The following is a 21,113-nucleotide window of genomic DNA, read 5'->3' as shown; positions in this document are numbered from 1 at the left end:
TTACTCAAATCACGATTAAGCTGCTAGGAAATCTTTAACGAGAGTCACCACACGCGTAATGATTTTATCTGCGTCTGCTTGACTTAAGTTCAACGCTGGCAATAGACGAATCACATTGTCCGCAGTGACGTTCAGAATCAAATGCTGCTCATCTCGTGCTTTGGCTACTAGCTCACCACAAGGGCGGGGCAATTCAATCCCAAGCATCATACCGAAGCCACGGACAATGACGCCTAGCCCTGACAACTCTTCCGTAAAGCGATCTTTTAAATATTGACCAACTGTTGCTGCGTTCTCAGTCGCTTTTTCTTTCTGAATACTCTCAATGACTGCATACACTGTACGGCAGGCGAGTGGTGTGCCTCCAAAAGTTGAGCCATGGTTGCCTGCGCTAAATAAATCAGCAGCTTTATCACGGACCAGACATGCACCCACAGGGAAGCCATTGCCTAAGCCTTTAGCCGTTGTTAATACATCCGGTTTGATTGCAGTATGTTGGTACGCAAAATATTGACCCGTACGACCATTACCTGTTTGGATCTCGTCCAGCATTAGTAACCAGTCATGCTGGTCACAGATTGCACGCAGCTCTTCAAGATAAACAAAACCTTGGGGCGCTGTGTTGACACCCCCTTCGCCTTGAATTGGTTCAACAAGAATAGCGACGATGTCATCATGGTCTTTAGTCAATGCTTCAATCGCGGCGACATCACCAAAAGGGACACGCAAAAAGCCTTCTACTAATGGATAAAAGCCTTTTTGGACTTTTTCATTTCCTGTTGCGGATAGGGTTGCTAGGGTACGTCCATGGAAGGATTTTTCCATTACGATAATTTTTGGTGTGGTGATGCCTTTTTTATAAGCACTCATCCGTGCAAGTTTAATGGCAGCCTCATTGGCTTCAGCACCACTATTGGAGAAGAAACAGCGCTCCATGCCGCCAACCTGACAGAGCAAACGCCCAGCATCTTCCTGCCAAGGAATTTGAAATAGATTACTGGTGTGGACGAGAGTTTCTGCTTGTTCAACCAGCGCAGTAGTGACCGCTGGATGTACATGCCCAAGACCACAGACCGCAATCCCAGTTAATGCATCAAGGTATTCAGTGCCATCTGCTGTATAAAGATATGAACCTCGTCCTCGTACAAATGCGATCGGTTGGCGCGCATAAGTAGGCATCAAATGACTTGTTTGAGCAGAAGTCTCAATGACGGCATGAGGATTTAGAGGTGAGTTCATGATCGTTTCTCAGGTTGCACAAAATATAGGTCAACATGTTAGCAAATTATGATAGAAATGATGTGAATTCCATGCAGATTTTACAGATGGAATGTTATAAAAAAAGTAAATACATTTTGACGCGTAAAAGCTACGCTTTCATTACGCTTTTTGGCAGATCGGCGTTATAATTGTGCAATACTTTTGAATCAGGTCTAACCGTTATGTCAGATGTTCAATCAACCCCAGATAGCGCTAATGCAACAGAAACGCTTATTCGCGAACAAATTGCGAAGCACCCCGTTCTTTTGTACATGAAAGGCACCCCGCAATTTCCACAGTGTGGTTTTTCTGCACGTGCGATTGAAGCATTAAGCCAGATTGGTCGTCCATTTGCGTATGTCAATATTCTGGAAAACCCTGAAATTCGTGCAACGTTGCCACGTATTGCTAATTGGCCTACTTTCCCTCAGCTGTGGGTTAATGGCGAATTGATCGGTGGTTCGGATATCGTTTTGGACATGTTTCAAAAAGGTGAATTGAAACCGTTGATTGAAGAGCACTCACCTGCTCAACAAGCTTAATCAGACACTGTATGCTGAATAGAAAAGAGTCCATATAAAGGCTCTTTTTTGTTTGCATTAATCGTTGTTAGATTTGTTAAAAAATGTCGATAAAATGAGAAAAAAGCATTGGTATTTCTAAGTCGCATTATGGTAGTTTGAGCACGTGGCTTTATAAAAATAACTATAAAAAATTAGATGGTAAATCAGGAAGATTTGACCCCTATTACAATTATCAAGGAATCAGGTATACGCGCGATGAATAATGACATTGTTTCTGGTGATATTGATTCTACTGACATTAATTCAATGCCTTTACGTTCAATGGGGGTGTTGAATCTTGGTGATCGCGTTGAGGAAAATGATCACTCAGAAGAAGAGATTAGGGCCGTACTCAATTCAAAGTTTTGGTCACTGCGTTTCCCAAAAGCACTAGAAACAAAATATCGGACTTACTACCGTCCACGAGCTCTCAAAAGTTTTCATTTTCGAGCACCGATTATTCTCTTGCTTTATGTCATCTTGATCTCAGGGATTATCAAATTATTACCTGATAATAGCTTTGTCCGCTGGATTAATATCTATGGTTGGGTGGCTGTTGTTGTCGCGGGTGCTTGGGTTATTTCGTATTTTTCGATATTTGATCGATGGTTTGAATGGTATGTCACGATTGGTTGTCTGATTTGTGTGGGTTTATCTGTTGCGGTTGCTAACGTTATTGCCCCAGGTGTGAGTACGATCTTGTCGCATGCGGGGATCATGTATGCGATGATTTTAATCTATAGTTTTGTGGGGTTACGTTTCCCATTGGCTGTATTTGCGGGTTGGGCAGGGGGTATTCTTGGTTTTATTTTGACGCATCAATTGCATGCGGAGATGGATTGGCAGTTGCTCCATCGTACTTATACCGGAACAAGTATTTTAGGAATGTGCATGGCTTATGCACTTGATCGCCAAGAGCGCACTAATTTCTTACAAGCCTGTTTATTACAGCAGGCTGTAATCAATGGTGAGCGTTTAGCCAATCAGTTGGATGGACTCTCGCGCCAAGATGCACTGACTGGACTTGCGAATCGTCGTCATTTGGATGAAATGATGAATCATGAATGGAATCGTGCACTGCGTCAGCAGCAATCCCTCGTGTTGATGATCATTGATGTGGACTACTTTAAGCATTACAACGATAAGCTGGGTCACGTGGCTGGTGATGAATGTTTGCGCAAAGTGGGGCAATTGATCCATAGCTTAGCCAAACGTAGTGGTGAGCTTGCAGCGCGCTACGGCGGGGAGGAGTTCGTATTATTGTTTCCTAGTATGGAAGGGGATGTGGCCGAGCAGCAAGCACAGCGGCTAATCGAACGGATGACTGCGCTTAGTATCCCTCACCCTGATGGTGAAAACCAATATGTGACTTTTAGTATAGGCGTCTCTGTCGCAGTGCCTACTCCAGAAACCAGTATTGATCAATTACTAAGACAGGCGGATGCAGCACTGTATAAAGCTAAAGCGAATGGTCGCAATCGCTATGAGTTTTTTAGTGAATCTATGCGGAAAGCAGCCGCTGTTGAAGAGTGTTGATTTTTTAGTTTTAGATGAATCATCATTTAAAATGAAGAATAAAAAAAGCCGATACCTTGAAATCAAGGTATCGGCTTTTTTGGGCTTAAAGCGATATGGTTTTAGCCACCCGCCCATTCAATGGTGGGTTCAATGTCATGATCAGCTTCAGGCTGTTTTTTCTTAAGTTTTTCTGGAGTGAGTTTCTCAGGCTTTTTCTTTGCCTTCGATTTATCTTTTTCCACAGTTTTACTGTTGTCTGTATCTTTGGTCTGCGGATCCGTTTTTTTGGACTTATCCTCTTTTTTGTTTTCGGTTTCTGCGTCTTTTTTGGCTTTTCCTTTATTGTCACCGTCTTCAAGGCGTTGCCATAATTTTAATTGACGCATTACCTCACCAAAGATCGTTTCTTTACCATAACGTCCTTTATCATCCATCACACCAGCAGGACGCTTCATGAGAATGGAGAGCGCCTCTTCAACAGTACGTACGGCATTGATATGGAACTTACCCGCCGCAACGGCATCAATAACGTCTTGACGGAGCATCAGATGCTGTACGTTCTGGACAGGCAGGATCACGCCTTGTTGACCATTCAAGCCTTGTAATTGGCAAGCATCAAAAAAGCCTTCAATCTTGGGGTTAATTCCGCCGATGGGTTGCACCACACCGAGTTGATTCATTGAACCGGTGATCGCCCAAGATTGATCGATGGGAATCTGGCTGATTGATGAAATCAGGGCACAAAGCTCAGCGAGTGTCGCGCTATCACCATCAATTTCACCATAGCTTTGTTCGAAAGCCAGTGCGGCAGAGAAGTGGAGGGGTTGTGTGCGTCCGAAGTGTGCACGCAGGAAGCTCGACATGATCAAGATCCCTTTGGCATGAAGCGCTCCGCCCAGTTCGACACTGCGCTCAATATCGAGGATCTCACCACCGCCTTGATAGACGGTCGCGGTTAAACGTGCAGGTAAGCCAAATTCGCTGTCTGCATAATGCACCACGGTCAATGCATTGATTTGTCCGATTCTAAGCCCTTCAGTCTCGATCAACTGCGTACCACGGGATAAGTCTTCCCAGTACAGCTCACGGAGATGTCCAAGACGGTATAGACGTGCTTGCAACGTGGCATCAATATGCTTGGCAGTGACTTGACGATCACCATGCTCAATAGCCAGCGTGCTGGCCTCGCGAAGCAAATCACCCAAGGTTGCGGCATGGAGTGATAGGGATGATTGATCTTCTGCCTGACGGCTAGAGTCTGTGAGCAGTGACGCTAATGCTGAGCGATCAAAGGGTAACAGTTTATCTTTATTCACATAATCGGCAATTAAGCGGACATAGGCTTCTTCGTTTTCATCGGTACGATTGAGTGTATTGGTAAAATCCGCACGAATTTTAAATAACGCATTGAGCTCAGGTTCAAACTCAAGCAATTCATAATAGATATAGGGTTCACCCAGCAAAATCACTTTTACCGATAGCGGCAGCGCATCGGGCTCCAATGAAATGCTTCCTGTCAGAGTCAGCATGTGCTCAAGTGAAGAGAGTTTCAGTTGACCCGAACGAAGCGCGCGTTTTAGTCCTTGCCATGCATAAGGTTGTTCAAGGAGTTGATCGGCCTCAAGCATCAAGAAGCCACCATTTGCACGATGCAGCGCACCGGGACGAATCAATGTGAAGTCAGTGGTAATGGTCCCCATTTGGGTGAGCTGTTCGACATGACCCAATAGGTTGTAATGGGTTGGCAAATCTTCAAAGATAACAGGAGCACCCGAATTCGGTTTGTGGGTGACGACCACGTTGACTTGATAGCGAGGTGGGACACGATCAAATACACCTGGCAAGAAGTCATCTTCTTCTTGCTCGAGAATCAACTCGACATGCTCGATGATGTCAGTCGCATAGTCTTTTAGATATTCCGTGATGCCATTGACGTGTTCAAAGCGCTGTCCCACTTGAGTGACGCGCGGAATGACAATATCGCTGGCTAGCTGCGCATTTAGACGTGCAACTTGGTGACGTGTTTGTTCTTCGATGCGTCCTAGACGGGCACCGAGACGATGGAGTTTTTTGTCCATCTGACGGACGTTTTGATTGATCTTTGCGCGTTCAGCAGGAGCCAGTGCCGCCAGTTCATTTTCATCAAGTTCTTTGCTGAGGCCACTATTTTCAGCTTCTAAGGTTTTCACCGGCACAAAACGGTGCTGCTCATTACGAGAAACAAGCTTCAGTGCTAAGGCTTCACCTTCTTGAGTCAACGCTTGCAGGGCTTGCTGTTGTGCATTACCTGCACTTTGTCGAATCGTTTCGATTCGAGTGTGATAGCTATCCGCTGCAAATGATTTCTCTAAATGATCAAACAAGGTGCTCCACAACTGATGCATATGCTTTTTGAGCTTGGGTGCATCGCCGGGCGGCAGCTCCAGTGCAATGGGTTGGCGAGGATTGATAAAATTATTGACATAGACCCAGTCGCTTGGCGTTGGCATCTGAGCGGCTTGAACGGCAAGCATGCGTTTGAGCATGGTGCGCTTGCCAAGGCCACTGGTGCCGACTGCAAAAATATTATAGCCATCAAACGGTAAGGATAAGGCAGTTTCTACTGCAGCCCGTGCACGATGCTGACCCAAGAAATCATTGAGTGGTTTGATACGGCGTGTGCTGGGTGGAAGACTTGATAAATTTGGCTCACGCATGAGCTGATCGGGCGTCAAGAAACCACTTTTAGGCAGTACGGCTTTATTCGTCAGAGTGTTTCTGGGTGTTAAAATCGGCATTGGTTTCGCTGGATTGGTTTTTGTGGTGACTTCTAATTTAGAGTCCGCGACTTTGGCTTCTACAGAATCTAGAACTTGTTTGGCACGTTGTGGTTTTGGTGTTGGCAGCTTGGTGCGTGCGATTTCATCCAACAGATGCTTCAGGTCATCATGGGTTTCATGGCGTTCTGAAGTCTTTTCGCTATTGTTGTTTAAGGTGTCTAAGTTTTTACTGCTGTTGCTTTGACTTTCCATAGCGAGTTCCGTCGTCATTGGTTCTGGTATTTCGGATATATTTTGTATTGTGGCAGTTTGTGCGCCAGTTTCAAGTGTATTCGATGATGCATTTAATAGTGTGTTGTCAATGATGTGATGTGTAGGGGCATCAATAGTTATGGATGCTCTTCTTACAGCAGGTTTTGTATCATTTGGTTTGGAAACGGTTGATTCAGTCACAAGTGGATCAGGTGTCGGGTGTTCTAAAGTTGGCAATATTTGGCTCATTCAAAAAATATTTACTGTACAGATTCGGCAATGAATCAGTGTAGCAGATTCATTGGGATGTGGAATAAATCTTCCAGCTATTCCCGAATGAAGTCATGCTAAATCAAAGAGGGTGTCTGCTTAACCGGTGGAGTAAACCACATCAAACTTATCGTTTATTCCGTCAATGCCGGATCGTCAAATTGTCCCGCATTCATCTGTTCAATGAGCTCAGACATATACTCTACGGGCTCCTTGAGTGCTAAGAAGCGTACACGACCTTGCTCAAAAATCTGCATGCCGTAGCGACAAGCTTGGATGACATAGGACTGCTGACCATATTTGGCCAAGATCACATTTAATGCCTCGCGTTGCTGCGGCATAAGTTCAAAAAGGTCTGGTTTAACCGCATCAATCCAATTCACGCGCTCAATACCAGAGATCAGCCGAAAGCGAACAGGTTCCAGTACCCAAAAATGAAAATCAAGGGTTTGATCAAAGTCTTTCAGCTCAGGATGGAGCAGATAAAATGAATGTCGCGTGGTTTCTAATTCTGCGCCTGACATTTGCAGTGGGCGTAAATAACCCAAAACCGAAAGTCGAGTCGCCGCTTGCCAGTTTTCCTCAATGTCATCATGCATCAACATGGAAATGCGTGGGTCGATCATGACATTTCTGGTGTGTTGGGCATTTTCATTTAAGAGCGCGATGATCTGACCGCTCGGCGTAATGCTGACTGGGATGACTGTGGTAAATGGAAAGCCTGGCACACTGGCGGATTGGCTGGCCATAACCGCTTGACGGCAGGAGAGTAGGGCTCGGGTTGCAAGTGCATTAACCGGCATGGGGCTACTCCAAAAACATGGGTTTCAAAAAGCATTAGTACAAACTTAAGTGCGAGTATTCTGGCAAAAATATCGTGATACAGCTACTCTTGTGATCTAAAGTTTATGGGTATTAAGCGCTATTGCTTAATTTTCCACAATCATTCTATACAGATAAAGCAGCCAGCGATTTTATTATGTCCATGACCGAACCAACATTGTCCAGTACCGAGTCACCGCAGTCTGGTTTTTGGAAAAGAATTTTAATTTGTATTGTGATTGGTTTTTCGTCAGGTTTGCCCTTATTTGTTTTTTTGAATCTGATTCCGGCATGGGCTGATGCTTATCATCTGAATATTAAAACCATAGGTTTACTGACGCTGCTGCAACTGCCGTATGTGTTTAAACCGTTATGGGCACCTTTTTTAGACTTTTTTCAATTCAGGCAGTTTGGTCGTCGTAGAACGTGGTTGGTTATTTTGCCGTTACTGTTGGTCATCGCATTAGGAACCTTAGGGACGTTACATCCTGATAGTCAACTTGCACTGATCAGTGGATTGGGTATTTTTATTAGTTTTTTAAGTGCATCCTTGGACATCGTGATTGATGCATATCGCCGGGAAATTTTGCCTGATCGTGAGCTCGGCTTAGGGAATACGGTCTATGTCAATGCTTACAAACTTGCCGGTTTGGTTCCTGGGGGTCTGGCGTTGATTCTTGCCGATCAGTTGCCATGGGATATGGTCTTTTTGATCGTGGCTTTGTTTATGTTGCCCTGTACGCTTTTGGCGATTTTTGTGCATGAGCCTGAGTTAAGACAAGCGCCTCCTCGCACATTGGTAGGGGCTTTTATTGAGCCGTTGCAGGAGTTCTTCTCACGTAAAGGTGTGAAAGCAGGGGTTGCTTTAATTGTCTTCATTTTTCTGTATAAGTTGGGCGATGCGCTAGCGACCTCACTCGCAACAAAGTTTTATCTCGATATGGGTTATACCAAAACGCAAATTGGCTCAGTGGCTAAAGTTGCTGTGCTGTGGGGCGGATTGATCGGTGGTTTCGTAGGTGGTTTTGCCATGCTTAAACTTTCTATCAATCGAGCAATATGGATCTTTGGTTTCGCGCAAATGGCAGTCATCCCATTATTTGCATGGCTTTCGATGCAAACAGGGCAGAGCTTAATCGCACTGGGCTCAGTTGTCGGTACTGAGGCCTTTGCAGTTGGGCTGGGAACTGCTGCTTTTGTTGCTTTTATTGCTAAAAGTACAAATCCCGCCTATACCGCATTTCAACTGGCACTATTATCAACACTGGCTTCCTTACCACGTACGGTTGTGAGTAGCTATGCGGGTTATATGATTGATTTTATGGGCGGCTACACCAATTTCTTTTGGCTATGTACGCTGCTCGCCATTCCCGGCATGCTAATGCTGCCTTGGGTTGCACCATGGTATGAAAAGAAAGTTTTGCAAGATTAAATAAGTGAGAGTGTAAAATGAGAATGTTACATGTAATGCTGCGAGTCGGTAATCTAGAACGGTCGCTTGCGTTCTATACCGAAGTGCTCGGTATGCGTTTATTGCGTCAACAGGCCTACCCTGAGGGTCGCTTTACATTGGCATTTATTGGCTATGGTGATGAAGATGCCAATACCGTATTGGAGCTGACGCATAACTGGGATACTGCGAGCTATGACTTGGGCACAGGTTATGGTCACATTGCCCTTGCTGTCCCCGATGCTTATGCCGCCTGTACGGAGATTAAATCCCGTGGCGGACGAGTCGTCCGTGAAGCCGGACCGATGAAGCATGGTACGACTGTGATCGCCTTCGTTGAAGATCCCGATGGCTATAAGATTGAGTTGATAGAGCGAGCATAATTTTAGAAATAAGACGCTATTGAAAATCCTCGTCATGAGCATTGATAGCGTCTTCTAGTGAATCAAACCACTCACTTTCGGATGTTGATTCTTCTATAAATAATTCAATAAATTGTCTCTCATGATAGTCTGCTTGAGCTTTATCAAAAGGAAGATGGAAGCAATCTCTACTTTGCACGATATATTTCTTGTTTTTGAGATCGTGAAGACAAGTATATCGAGCAGCAGATTTTTGATTTAGACGTTTCCAAATCATGATTTCTTGATAGAGCTTCATGCATTTTTGCTCTTTTCAAAAAAGGGTTGCTCTTTCAACCAGAGCCCAAACTCCTTCATCACCGCAACGATTTTTTGTAATCGTTGCCCATCTAAGGTCAAGCAATATTCAACTCTAACGGGAACTTCTGGGTAGATCGTGCGTTCGATCAGTCTTGCTTCTTCTAGCGCACGCAAATCCAGTGTCAACATGCGCTGAGAAATATTCGGAATATCTCGACGTAACGCATTGAATCGCTTAGGACCATCTAACAGATAAGAGACGATAAGCAGTCGCCAGCGTCCTCCGAGTAAAGACATTGCCGCTTCAACAGAGCAGCCTGATATGTTTTCTTTCATAGTGGTTCTTAAGTATATTTTATGTAGCTAGATAACAAAAAACTGCCTTCTTTACAATAGTAACTGCTCTATCTACACTCATTTTTCATTTATGGAATAAGAGTGTAGTGATGAAGTTGTATTTTGCACCAGAGACCTGTTCTTTATCACCGCACATTGTTTTGCGTGAATTAGGACTTCCTTTTGAGTTAATCAAGGTAAATAACAAAACGAAGATCACCGCTACGGGGGAGGATTTCTGGCAGATCAATCCTAAAGGCTATGTGGCAGCATTGCAGTTAGATAATGGGCAAGTACTCACGGAAGGCACGGCTATTGTGCAATATCTGGCAGACTTAAAACCTGAGGCGACTCTAGCTCCACTCAATGGGACGTGGGAACGGGTGAGATTACAGGAGTGGTTAAGTTTTATCAGCAGTGAAATTCATTCTGGAATGAGTCCACTGTTTAACCGTGATATTCCTGAGGACGTGAAAGATATTTTTAAAACTAAGCTTTATAAACGCTTTGATTTCATTGAACAGACTTTGGCGGAGCATGATTATCTGCTGGGGGGCTCTTTTAGTATCGCAGATGCGTATTTATTTACGGTGTTGCGCTGGGTCAAGTTTTTTGCAATCGATTTAAGCCCGTGGATTTCCATCGTGAAATATTGTGATCGTATTCAGCGCCGTCCATCCGTTGTTGCGGCTTTGCAAGCAGAGGCGCTTGTTTAAGCGACAGCGTTATCCACCCATTTCTAACGGTCTTTCTCGGAAGTGTAATTTATGGCGGACTTCCATCAGGCGATCATTAATTTTTTTCGCATCGCTGAGTGAAGAGGTCATACGCAAGCGGCGATTCAGATATTGTTCGCATAGTTGTAATGCTAGTTCCTGACAAAGACCTTCTAAATGGACGGGTTCAGCATTTAGGCTTTGGATATTGACGCGATCCAGCAAGTGACATAACCATGAGCGTTCACGATCGTCCGGCCATGCACCCAGCAGAAAGTACAGTGCTTGTTCAGCATCATCGGGTAAGTCGGTGCGGAATTGTGCAATGAGTCGTAAGGCACGACCAAGAGGCTGGTTGATATCAGCAAGTTCGTGCAGCTCTTCTAATGCTTCTGCTTGCATTGGATAATGCAGTAGAAGAAGTAAGGCTTGTTCTTCTAACGAATGCTGCTCAAAATTGAGAGAGTGCTGTACCAGCTGTGCGGTCTTACCTTTCCATCCCAGACCTAGACGCTCACGCAAGGATTGGAAGAGTAACCTGCGATAACTGCCATTTTGCGGTAAGAGATTAATCATCTCCTGCGCGTCACGCATGAGACGGCTTTTGCCTTCGGGATGGGCCAGATTGTGCTGTACGGCAAGAGTTTCGTAGAGAAAGTCGGATAATGGAGGAGCATTTTGAATTCGGCGCTTTAAGCCAGCGGCACCTTCGATTCGTACCAGAGAGTCGGGGTCGTGATCTTGTGGCAACACGAGGAAACGTAGTTCTCGACCATCATCGAGTACGGGCAATGATAGTTCTAAGGTCCGCCAAGCTGCACGTTGACCCGCATTGTCGCCGTCAAAAGCTAAAGTCACGCGTGGATTTTGCTTAAATAAGGTGAGTAGATGATCGACGTTGGTTGCCGTTCCCAGAGCAGCAACAGCACCCGGTAGTCCTGCCTGATGCAGCGCAATAACATCCATATAGCCTTCAACAATCAACCACTCTTCAGCCCGCGCTTTACGGCTCTCATAGAGACCATACAGAATTTGGTTTTTATAAAAAATCTCAGATTCAGGCGAGTTGATATATTTAGGCTTGATGTCATCGCGCATAGCACGTCCACCAAAGCCCACCACACGCCCTTTAGGGTCACGGATAGGAAAGATGACACGGTCACGTAACAGCACGTAGTCACGACCCTGTTCGGTGGTCCGGATGAGTCCAAGTTTCTTGAGACCTTCAATATCATGAGGAAAACGCTGTGCGAGATGATTGGCGTGATCGGGCGCATAGCCTAGGCGCCAAGATTGAATCGCTGCATCATCTAAACCACGACGATCAAAATAAGCGCGTGCGGGTGGATTTTGTGTCAGTTGTTGTTCGTAGAACTGTGCAACTTGCTCAACCAAATCATAGAGAGTTGCTTCTAAAGGCTCATCGGGTGCTAGGGGCTGGAGTGGAAAATCATACTCATAATAATCGAGACTATCATCACTACTCGGTGCCGAGTTTAAGTAGGAATCCTCATCTAGCCCGGAAAAGTCCGCAGCAGGCGCTTCAGAGTTTGACGTCACTGGGGTAGTCAACTGAGTGGATGATTTGATTTCGGTCGGTTTTTTCTGTGCGACGGGTGTTGCTTGCCGTGTATAGCTCAAGCGAGCCTTTGCTTCACGTACTGCTTGAGGATTCCGTTCAGGCAGTTCTACGCCAGCACGTTGCGCAAGATCTTTGAGGACATCGATAAAGTCTCGGTTCTCATAGTTCATGAGAAAACTTATGGCGTTGCCATTGGCGTTACAACCAAAGCAATGGTAATAGCCTTTGTCACGGTGAACGTGAAATGATGGGGTACTTTCTTGATGGAAAGGGCAGCAAGCGGTATAGCTTTTGCCAGATTTTTTGAGCGGAACGTGGCTGTGAATGAGTTCGACCAAGTCTGTACGATCAATAATTTGATCGACAATTGCGCGTGGAATACTCATGTCAAACAACCTCCATCAGATGCGATATCGAACATCGCTGATGGAGGATGATAACATGCCAAGCTTAGTTATGGCTTGGTTGCGGCTGCAGGTGACGCAGAAGAAATTTGAGATGGTGAGGTTGCTCTAGACGCTGGCGCGTTATTGCTTTCCCCCATTTCGCTGTTATCCCCACCTGAGAAGAGTGTGCCGAACCAACGCGTTACGCCATGCCCAACTTTACTGAGCACTTGTCCAGTTTTCTGTAAGGTCGTCGGCTGGGCTGGGGCATTGACATCACTACTTGGGATCGGTGCTTTTGCCGGTTGATCGGTAGGTCCATTGGGGATAATGGTGGCAGCCGGTTTACCCAATATCCCTAAAGTCATTTTATTGACCCAAGACGCTTCACCGCGTGCTTCAGCCAGATTCACTGTGTCGCCATGAACCAGTTTTGGGTAGTTTGTTTTTAGCAAATCTAAATATTGATTTGCAAGGTCATTCATACCGAGTTGTTGATAGCTATAAACCAGAGTCGCTAGTGCTTCAGGTACTTGAGGGGTTTCTTGGTAATACTCTACAACCCAGCGTGCGCGTTGAACCGCAGCGACATAGGCTTTACGTTTCACATTATAGCGAGCAACGTTCATTTCACCTTCGGCGAATTGATTGGTGATAAAGCGCATACGCTGTGCAGCATCAGGTGCATAGCCACTTTGCGGGAACTTGGTGACTAAGTCACGGAAGTTGTCGTATGCCGCGCGCAGGTAGCCCGTATCACGATGTGCTGAATTCAGGTTGGTATAACGGAGTAAAACGTCAGAGCCAGTTTCCATATTGGCAACACCACGCAGATAATACGCATAGTCGACTTGCGGGTTTTGTGGATACAGTTTGATAAAACGATCCGCAGCGGTGATTGCACCGGGGTAATCGCTATTACGGAAACGTGCATACATCAAATCAAGTTGACTTTGTTCGGTATAGGCGCCGACTGGGTAATACGTTTCAAGGGCTTCAAGGTCTTTGGTCGCATCACTAAAGCGTGCGTCTCCTAAATACCGTTGAGCGGATTGATAATAACCCTGTTCAGTTTGGGTGGGACCAGCGTCTTTTTTCCGATCTGCATCTTTGCTGAATAAGCTGCTACAAGCGGACAGCAATAACGATCCTGACAGTACAACTGGCACTACAAGACCCGTCAAACGCGGCAGCGACATAAAAACTCCTGAGAAACATGCCCATCTGGGCTACAATGCCGGGTATTAAAGCATTTTTGCGCTGTTTCGCAAATGATAAAATCCATGACCAACACACAAAGCCTACAGATGACGACGCAAACAATGAGCGAAAACCCAGAGAAAGATTCGATAACCGATTTAGACGCCATTGATGGATGGTCTGAAGATGAAGCTGCGCCTGAGGATGATCTTGAAAGTCTGATCGATGACGATGCCATAGATACCCCAAATGAGCAGTTGCCGGATGATTTTGGCTTACAGGCACATCCCGCTACACATATTGAGAAAACAGCAGTTATTGATGAAAGTTTAGCCGGTTTACGCTTTGATCAGGCTGCTGCTTCTTTATTTTCAGAATACTCGCGTGAAAAGTTAAAAGAGTGGATGCTGGGTGGTCAGCTCACTTTTGATGGGAAAGTTGTTAAACCGAAATCCCGTGCTTTGGGTGGAGAGACCATCACCCTTGATGTAAAACTGGAAGCGCAAACACGTAGCTTGCCCGAAGATATTCCGCTGAATATTGTGTTTGAAGATGATCAGATCATTGTTTTGAATAAGCCAGCAGGACTTGTCGTTCATCCCGGTGTCGGGAATTGGTCTGGGACACTAGTCAATGGTTTATTGCACCATGACTCACGCTTAGCCGAACTTCCACGGGCGGGATTGGTTCATCGGATTGACAAAGAAACTAGCGGTCTATTGGTTATTGCCAAAACATTGGTTGCACAGCATAGCTTGTCACAGCAACTGGCTGAGAAATCGGTGTTTAGGATTTATGACGCCGTAGCCGTGGGGCATGTGATCGCGGGGGGGACGATTGATGAACCTATCCGTCGTCACTCTGTCGATCGTTTGAAAATGAGTGTGCAGCATGGCGGACGTCCATCTGTGACACATTATCGCGTGACTGAACGTTTTGGTTCGCACAGTTTGCTTCGGGTTCAATTAGAAACAGGTCGCACACATCAAATTCGTGTACATATGGCTCATATCGGTTTTCCATTGGTTGGCGATGCGACTTATGGTGGTCGTGCGCGTTTGCCAAGAGGCATTAGCGCTGACCTGATTCAAACCTTGCAAGGGTTTAAACGTCAAGCACTGCATGCACGCGAGTTGGGTTTGATTCATCCGGTAACTGGCGAAGAAATGCACTTTGAAGCGCCTTGGCCTGATGACTTTACCCATTTAGTCAAAATGTTGCGCCGTGAGGCACAACCTGATCTGAGTCAGTTCCGCTAGGTTTTAATGGGCTTGATTGCTGTCATATCAGTTTAAGGGGCCTATTCTAAAATAGATCACTGGGCGAATATCGTTGGAGATGATTTTGAGTATTGATTTACAAGAGAGCTCCCTAAATTGGCTAGCCGCAACGGGATTACCGCCCTCAGTTTTGGCAGGTCAGACGTTACGTCATGGAGCAGGTCATAGCCTTGCACCCTTTGACACGTTTAATCTTGCACTGCATGTTGGTGATGACCCAGCGACGGTACAAGCCAATCGTATGGCGCTACTTCAGCAGCTTGCTCCTTACGGTTGTGAACGTTTGGTGTGGCTCAATCAAGTTCATGGCACTGAAGTTTATCGAGCGACTGCCGACGTGCAGATTCAAGTGCCAACTGCTGATGCCGTGGTCACGGATCAGATCGGTGTTGGTTGTGTCATCATGACGGCCGACTGTTTACCAGTAGTGTTGTCTAGTGCGGATGGTCGTGAAGTTGCATGCTCGCACGCGGGCTGGCGTGGTCTGCTTTCTGGCGTCATTGAAGCGGCTGCGCACGCCATGAAAGAACCACCGGTTTATGCATGGCTAGGTGCTGCGATTGGTGCTGAGTCCTTTGAGGTCGGTCCCGAAGTTCGAGATCAGTTTGTTCAGGATGACCCTGCCAGTGCTGACGCATTTACGGCGTTACCCAATGGTAAGGACAAAGCGGATCTCTATCAATTGGCACGTTTACGTTTAATGGGATTGGGTATCGAGCGTGTCAGCGGTGGTGAACATTGCACGGTGCTGAATCAAGACCAGTTTTTTTCATACCGTCGTGATCAGCAAACTGGACGTATGGCCACAGTGGTCATGATTCGACCATAATGCATGATGATTGATAAAACTGTAGTTTAGCCTCGTATGGGGTAAGATGCGTTGATAGATATCACGCATTATATTGGTCAGAATTACTGGAAATTTTACTTTGTCTACACAGCCTTTACAGTCTAATCCTGCAATTGCCCAACGAGTAAAGCGACTTTGTGTCGTGTATCACAGCGCCTATGGTCATACCGCACGCGTGGCTCAAGCCATTGTCGATGGTGCTAATGAAGTCGCCGATGTGGATGCCTCTCTCGTATCGGTTGAGCATATGGACCACTATAAATGGGAACTTTTGGACCAAGCGGATCTACTGGTTTTTGGTTCCCCGACCTATATGGGGAGTGTGACAGGTCAATTTAAGCTATTTATGGATGCGACCTCGAGTCGTTGGATGGCCCGAGCATGGTCCGGTAAGCTTGCTGCAGGGTTTGCCAACTCTGGCGGGCTGAGTGGAGACAAATTATCAGTGCTCCAGCAAATTAATCTGTTTGCCATGCAGCATGGCATGCTATGGAGTGGTCTGCCGCTGATGTCACAAGGACATGCGCCAAACGACCTAAATCGCTTAGCCAGTTTCTTAGGTTTGATGACCCAGTCTGATAATTTACCTGTTGCCCAAACACCACCCGATGGCGATATGGCGACGGCGCGCTGGTTTGGTCAGCATCTTGCACAGCTTATGCATCGTTTTAATTGATGGATCAAAGATTTAAATATGAGTTCTTCTAATAAAGTTGTCGATGTTGCTGTCGGTTTGATTGTTAAAAATGGACAGGCACTGCTGGCTAAGCGCGCTCTGCATCAGCATCAAGGTGGGCGTTTCGAGTTTCCTGGGGGCAAAGTCGAAGCTGGAGAGTTAGTAACCACAGCACTGACGCGTGAGCTGCATGAAGAGCTTGGCATTGATATTCATGATCCTCAATTTGTTCAGCGCCTCACGTATAGATATCCCGAAAAGACGGTTTGTCTGCATGTCTACCGTATTGAGTCTTTTACTGGAGAGCCGATCGGGCGAGAAGGGCAGCCACTGACTTGGGTGGATTTAGATGCCTTGTTTGAGCTCAATTTCCCCGATGCGAATCGTCCAATTGTGCGTGCTGCTCAGTTACCAACCCGCTATTCGATTACATCTGATCTTTATGAGCCGAGCGAAGTCGCCATTGCGCCTTGGCTAGCTGAGATTGCCATTGAGAAAGAAACGGACGCTTGGGTGTATGTACGATTACCCACTGTTTCCTCAGAACTTTATGCTATGACAGTCCAGCGCCTTTCTATGCTGCGTCCTGATTTGAATCTGATTGCAGTATGGGATGCACCAGAAGCCTTAAATGAATTTATCGTTGGTCGTCACCTTACCCAAACCGCTTTATTGGCGAAAAATCATCTAGAGCGTCGTTCTGAACGAGAGTTCTGGTTCGCGGCTTGTCACGATGAGGCTTCGGTTGTCCATGCTCAGAAGTTGGGTGTTGATGCGATCATGGTTGGTGCGGTTTTACCGACACCAACCCATCCTAACGGTGACGTTCTGGGATGGGATGGCTTTGCAAGGTTAGCTAGTTTGAGTGATATACCCGTTTATGCGCTAGGGGGCATGCAACCCAGTGACATTGATCAAGTCAAAGGGCTGGGTGGTTTTGGTGTAGCGGGTGTGAGGTTTATTTAAAAAGCTACTGCCCCTGCAAATGCCCCTTCGCTTCATTCACCACATCCGGTTTATTTTGCAAGGCACCAGCCAAAGCAATGAGTTGCCAGAAGCCACTTTTTTGTTGAGGCGATTTAGCGAGAACGAGCCCGCGACGCGCCATTCCTTCAGCTGTTGCACCATCTTTCTTTTTTAAAGCCACTTCACTTAATCGTGCGTAGACACTCGAGAATTGCGGAGCAATGCGCTGCACGCGATCGAAAGTTTCTTCAGCATTATCCAATTGGCCCAGCTGTAATTGCTGCTGGCCTTGCGTCATCAGACTTTGTACTAACGGAATATCATGACCATCACGGAGGGCAACCTGAGGCTGCGCAGGTGCGGGAGGTAGAGGCGTACTCGGTAAGGTCTGCGACTGAAGCGGTGGGTATCCGAATTCAGGCTGAGCGGTTGTTGGGCTTGGTGGCTTCGGCTTTTGAATCTGAGGCTTTGGAGGATGAACTTTAGGTGGAACCACGACTGGTGGTGCAGATTGGCAGCCGACTAGGCCTAAAACCAAACCCATAATGATCAGCTTTTCGGTTCTCAATTTCATCGGCTGTACTTTATCCATAACCTGATTCATATCTATTCTCATCATTAGAAACTTTCCATCGCGCGATCAATAGCCGAAGTTTGACGCGGTGGTGTACGTGGAGCTGGAGCGGATGGCGTTACTGGTGTCGATGCAGTAGGTGCAGCCGTTGTATTTTGGGCGCCGTTGTTGCTAGGCATGACTGGTGTGCTATACATGTCCGTATTATTTTGTGATTGTTGCAATTGATCAATCTTCTCTTGTCCACACGGAGAGATTTGAGAAGGGAGCGTGGTGCGGAGCATCGGAATATACGTTGCACCAGGGCAACCCTCTGCTGATACTTGACCACTCGCAGCATCTACCCACTGCCAAACAACGCCATCTGGTTGAGCAAGCTCAACCGGTGTTAGTTTCAGGCGACTCATGAGGTTAATCCAAATGGGTAAAGCACCTGATGCACCGCTCAATCCAGTTGGGCGGTTATCGTCCTGACCAACCCAGACCACAGACACATAGTTACCGCTATAACCCGCAAACCAAGAGTCACGCAAGTCATTGGTTGTACCCGTTTTACCCGCGAGATTGAGCGCTGGAGACAGTGTACGGTTAGCAGCTTGTGCAGTCCCTGATTTTACGACTTGTTGCATTGCATAGTTCAGTAAATATGTCGGTGCAGGATCTACACTTTGACGCATAGACAAGCCATACCGTTGTAGTGGTTCACCCGTGGCTTTTATGACGGAAATAATGGCTCGAGGTGGATGTTGAAACCCATCAGAGGCAATCGTGCCATACATATTCAGGATATCAAGCGGAGCAAGATTTGCTGCACCGAGCAACACTGAAGGGTAGGTGGGTAATGTGGCGTTGATGCCTAAATCTTTTAAGGTTCCAACAACTTGTGGAACACCTAATTGCATACCTAAGTTAACAGTGGCCTGATTATAAGAATGGGCTAATGCATCGGTGAGAGAGACAACGCCATGATCTTGTAGATCATAGTTTTTCGGTTGCCAATTGGACATGCCAGCACCAGTGATATTCACAGGACCATCATCTACGAGTGAGGCAAGGTTATATCGACCTGAGGCTAGTGCTGTGAGATAAACCGCAGGCTTAAATAGTGATCCGACTTGTCTGCGGGCATCTAAAGCACGGTTATATCCAGTAAATAAGCCTGAACCACCAACGACTGCTAAAATTTCGCCGTTTTGTGGATTCCCAACAAGGACAGCACCTTGTAATCCTGTTAATCGTTTAGGGTTGGATTTCACGATTTTATTCAAAGTTTCTGCAAATGCGGCATCTGCTGCATTTTGTACGCGAGGATCTAGCGTCGTAAAAATCTGCAAGCCATCACTGGTTAGATCGGTCTCTTGATATTCCAGACGCAGTTGGCGACGAACCATATCTAAAAAGTCTGGATATAAGCTTTGTCCTGCTGTTGGCTTCTCCACGATGCCTAGGGGCATATCGTGTGCAGCTTGATACTGTTCTTGAGTAATTTTGCCTTGGTCCAGCATATTTTGCAGAACGACATTTCGACGTGCGAGCGAAGCTTCAGGATGACGCCAAGGATTGTATTCGCTTGGTCCTTTAACTAGACCGACGAGCAGGGCGACTTGATTCAGCTTCAACTCTTGAATCGGTTGGCCAAAATAAAACTGTGAGGCTAAGCCGAAACCATTAATAGAGCGGTTGCCGTTTTGGCCGAGATTAATCTCGTTTAAATAAGTTTCTAAAATTTCATTCTTTGAGTAATGTGATTCAAGGAGCAGAGCCATTACGGCTTCTGTTGCTTTGCGCTTTAAAGTACGTTCACTGGTGAGATAGAAGTTTTTCACCAACTGTTGAGTGAGTGTTGATCCACCCTGACGAGCTCCGCCCGTTGCATTGGATAACAAGGCACGTCCCAGCCCACGAATCGATACGCCATGATGCTGATAGAATGAGCGATCTTCAGTCGCAATCAGCGCATCAACAAGAGATTGTGGCGTTTCACTCAGTTTGATTAGTACACGGTCTTCATTAATGCGCGGATAGATACCCCCAATTAAAACGGGCTCTAAACGTGCAACACCCGTGGTGTTGGGCTGGGTACTTTGAATATCTGCAATGCCATTATTCGCTGATGTTGTTGTGAATTGAACTTTGAGAACTTGCTCGGGTTCTTTGGATGTCCCAAAGTTAAAGCCGCGGGTATGAATAAATAAGGTATTTGCAGAGTCGGTATAGGTGCCAGATGTCTGATAGCTATCACTGCTTTTATAACCCAGGAGTTCAAGTTCGTCTTTTATGCCTTTCTTATCGACAGTTGCGCCCACATAGAGTTCTAGAGGACGGGCATAAACTTTCGCAGGAATTTCCCAGCGTTGACCTTCAAATTTGGTTCTAACCACACTATCAAGTCGGGCAACGTAAATGCCGAGCCCGATTAAGACAACTGCGATAACGACAAGGATAACAAGTCCGATAATGACAAATCCATTATTTTGGCTTGGCATTCCAGTGCCATGACGCATGATGCGACGTACTAACTGAGAAGAATTTTTAGAAAGATTAGGAGCAGACAAGATAATACGCCGTACTTAATTAAGAAAACTTTTTAAATGATGCGACAGTAGATTGCGGGATGCAATGGTTTCTTCGTGAAGAATCAGTGATGGCTGCGTGGAACTTTAGTGAAAAGTGCTGAATGTCTCGCACTTTATAAGATATTGAGGTAGAAGATACGTGGGATACTTTAAGTTCAGTACAGGGAAAGAGTGTTATTCGTCGTATAGGTGAACAGTCATGAAATAAAGGGCGTATATTAAAGATTAGGAATTTGGGTAAGTTTTGTTCAAAAATGGCATAAACCGCCAAATATCGCCTACAAACTGACCACTTGATTAAATAAGAGAAGAAAGGGTTTGACAGTTGATGTGGAATGTATAGAATGCACCCCACAGCGACGGTGACTGGCTTAGAAATAAGTAAGTAAAACAGTAGCTTAAGTGTTTTAGGGAG

Annotated in this window: 18 protein-coding genes; 9 read left to right on the top strand and 9 right to left on the bottom strand. The window is 46.0% G+C overall.

Annotated features, from left to right (window positions below; genetic code table 11):
* Nucleotides 1–15: 15 nt before the first annotated feature.
* On the bottom strand, nucleotides 16–1,239 hold the full coding sequence (locus tag ACLHG7_RS14515) for an aspartate aminotransferase family protein (protein WP_410211709.1): 1,224 nt from the start codon (nucleotides 1,237–1,239) through the stop codon (nucleotides 16–18).
* Nucleotides 1,240–1,442: 203 nt separating this feature from the next.
* Here ACLHG7_RS14515 and grxD point away from each other — a divergent pair, with 203 nt between their 5' ends.
* Both grxD and ACLHG7_RS14505 read left to right on the top strand, forming a co-directional pair.
* The gene (gene grxD / locus ACLHG7_RS14510; protein WP_114898315.1) at nucleotides 1,443–1,802 is read left to right on the top strand and encodes a Grx4 family monothiol glutaredoxin; all 360 of its coding nucleotides are present in this window, start codon (nucleotides 1,443–1,445) and stop codon (nucleotides 1,800–1,802) included.
* Between the two features lie 237 nt (nucleotides 1,803–2,039).
* Nucleotides 2,040–3,359 (top strand): GGDEF domain-containing protein, encoded by a 1,320-nt coding sequence (locus ACLHG7_RS14505; protein ID WP_410211708.1) that lies wholly within the window; start codon nucleotides 2,040–2,042, stop codon nucleotides 3,357–3,359.
* Nucleotides 3,360–3,460: 101 nt separating this feature from the next.
* Here ACLHG7_RS14505 and ACLHG7_RS14500 read toward each other — a convergent pair whose 3' ends face one another.
* Together ACLHG7_RS14500 and ACLHG7_RS14495 are read right to left on the bottom strand one after the other, a co-directional pair.
* Nucleotides 3,461–6,118, bottom strand: a complete 2,658-nt coding sequence (locus ACLHG7_RS14500) for a Lon protease family protein (RefSeq protein ID WP_410212038.1) — start codon at nucleotides 6,116–6,118, stop codon at nucleotides 3,461–3,463.
* A gap of 638 nt (nucleotides 6,119–6,756) precedes the next feature.
* Nucleotides 6,757–7,425 (bottom strand): hypothetical protein, encoded by a 669-nt coding sequence (locus ACLHG7_RS14495; protein WP_410211707.1) that lies wholly within the window; start codon nucleotides 7,423–7,425, stop codon nucleotides 6,757–6,759.
* A gap of 176 nt (nucleotides 7,426–7,601) precedes the next feature.
* Here ACLHG7_RS14495 and ACLHG7_RS14490 point away from each other — a divergent pair, with 176 nt between their 5' ends.
* Nucleotides 7,602–8,876 carry an AmpG family muropeptide MFS transporter gene (locus ACLHG7_RS14490; protein ID WP_410211706.1) on the top strand — a complete coding sequence of 425 codons (1,275 nt, stop codon included), beginning with the start codon at nucleotides 7,602–7,604 and terminating at the stop codon, nucleotides 8,874–8,876.
* Nucleotides 8,877–8,893: 17 nt separating this feature from the next.
* A complete protein-coding gene (gene gloA / locus ACLHG7_RS14485) occupies nucleotides 8,894–9,277 on the top strand; it encodes a lactoylglutathione lyase (protein WP_410211705.1) in 384 nt (127 codons plus the stop codon).
* Nucleotides 9,278–9,293: 16 nt separating this feature from the next.
* Here gloA and ACLHG7_RS14480 read toward each other — a convergent pair whose 3' ends face one another.
* A complete protein-coding gene (locus ACLHG7_RS14480; protein ID WP_410211704.1) occupies nucleotides 9,294–9,554 on the bottom strand; it encodes a hypothetical protein in 261 nt (86 codons plus the stop codon).
* A complete protein-coding gene (locus ACLHG7_RS14475; protein ID WP_410211703.1) occupies nucleotides 9,551–9,892 on the bottom strand; it encodes a winged helix-turn-helix transcriptional regulator in 342 nt (113 codons plus the stop codon). Before ACLHG7_RS14475 ends, ACLHG7_RS14480 begins: the two co-directional genes overlap by 4 nt.
* 110 nt (nucleotides 9,893–10,002) lie before the next feature.
* Here ACLHG7_RS14475 and gstA point away from each other — a divergent pair, with 110 nt between their 5' ends.
* Complete coding sequence (gene gstA, locus ACLHG7_RS14470) at nucleotides 10,003–10,608, top strand: glutathione transferase GstA (RefSeq protein WP_410211702.1); 606 nt, start codon at nucleotides 10,003–10,005, stop codon at nucleotides 10,606–10,608.
* Nucleotides 10,609–10,617: 9 nt separating this feature from the next.
* Here gstA and ACLHG7_RS14465 read toward each other — a convergent pair whose 3' ends face one another.
* Both ACLHG7_RS14465 and ACLHG7_RS14460 read right to left on the bottom strand, forming a co-directional pair.
* Nucleotides 10,618–12,576 (bottom strand): DNA primase, encoded by a 1,959-nt coding sequence (locus ACLHG7_RS14465; protein WP_410211701.1) that lies wholly within the window; start codon nucleotides 12,574–12,576, stop codon nucleotides 10,618–10,620.
* Nucleotides 12,577–12,644: 68 nt separating this feature from the next.
* Nucleotides 12,645–13,775: an outer membrane protein assembly factor BamD gene (locus ACLHG7_RS14460; RefSeq protein WP_410211700.1), complete on the bottom strand. Its 1,131-nt coding sequence runs from the start codon at nucleotides 13,773–13,775 to the stop codon at nucleotides 12,645–12,647.
* Nucleotides 13,776–13,898: 123 nt separating this feature from the next.
* Here ACLHG7_RS14460 and rluD point away from each other — a divergent pair, with 123 nt between their 5' ends.
* The 4 genes from rluD to ACLHG7_RS14440 all read left to right on the top strand — a co-directional run bounded on the left by rluD (nucleotide 13,899) and on the right by ACLHG7_RS14440 (nucleotide 17,548).
* Nucleotides 13,899–15,035 carry a 23S rRNA pseudouridine(1911/1915/1917) synthase RluD gene (gene rluD, locus ACLHG7_RS14455; protein ID WP_410212037.1) on the top strand — a complete coding sequence of 379 codons (1,137 nt, stop codon included), beginning with the start codon at nucleotides 13,899–13,901 and terminating at the stop codon, nucleotides 15,033–15,035.
* A gap of 85 nt (nucleotides 15,036–15,120) precedes the next feature.
* Nucleotides 15,121–15,885, top strand: a complete 765-nt coding sequence (gene pgeF / locus ACLHG7_RS14450) for a peptidoglycan editing factor PgeF (RefSeq protein ID WP_410211699.1) — start codon at nucleotides 15,121–15,123, stop codon at nucleotides 15,883–15,885.
* Nucleotides 15,886–16,018: 133 nt separating this feature from the next.
* Nucleotides 16,019–16,582 carry a flavodoxin family protein gene (locus tag ACLHG7_RS14445; RefSeq protein WP_410212036.1) on the top strand — a complete coding sequence of 188 codons (564 nt, stop codon included), beginning with the start codon at nucleotides 16,019–16,021 and terminating at the stop codon, nucleotides 16,580–16,582.
* An 18-nt stretch (nucleotides 16,583–16,600) separates the two neighbouring features.
* On the top strand, nucleotides 16,601–17,548 hold the full coding sequence (locus ACLHG7_RS14440; RefSeq protein ID WP_410211698.1) for a Nudix family hydrolase: 948 nt from the start codon (nucleotides 16,601–16,603) through the stop codon (nucleotides 17,546–17,548).
* Between the two features lie 4 nt (nucleotides 17,549–17,552).
* On the opposite strand, the gene ACLHG7_RS14435 is transcribed toward ACLHG7_RS14440, so the two are convergent.
* Together ACLHG7_RS14435 and mrcB are read right to left on the bottom strand one after the other, a co-directional pair.
* Complete coding sequence (locus ACLHG7_RS14435; protein ID WP_410211697.1) at nucleotides 17,553–18,152, bottom strand: hypothetical protein; 600 nt, start codon at nucleotides 18,150–18,152, stop codon at nucleotides 17,553–17,555.
* A 14-nt stretch (nucleotides 18,153–18,166) separates the two neighbouring features.
* On the bottom strand, nucleotides 18,167–20,677 hold the full coding sequence (gene mrcB / locus ACLHG7_RS14430) for a penicillin-binding protein 1B (RefSeq protein WP_410211696.1): 2,511 nt from the start codon (nucleotides 20,675–20,677) through the stop codon (nucleotides 18,167–18,169).
* Nucleotides 20,678–21,113 lie beyond the last annotated feature (436 nt).

Source organism: Aquirhabdus sp., from assembly GCF_046462495.1.
GTDB lineage: Bacteria > Pseudomonadota > Gammaproteobacteria > Pseudomonadales > Moraxellaceae > Aquirhabdus.
The sequence above is the reverse complement of the archived record's forward strand: the minus strand, read 5'-3'. Positions and strand labels throughout refer to the sequence as shown.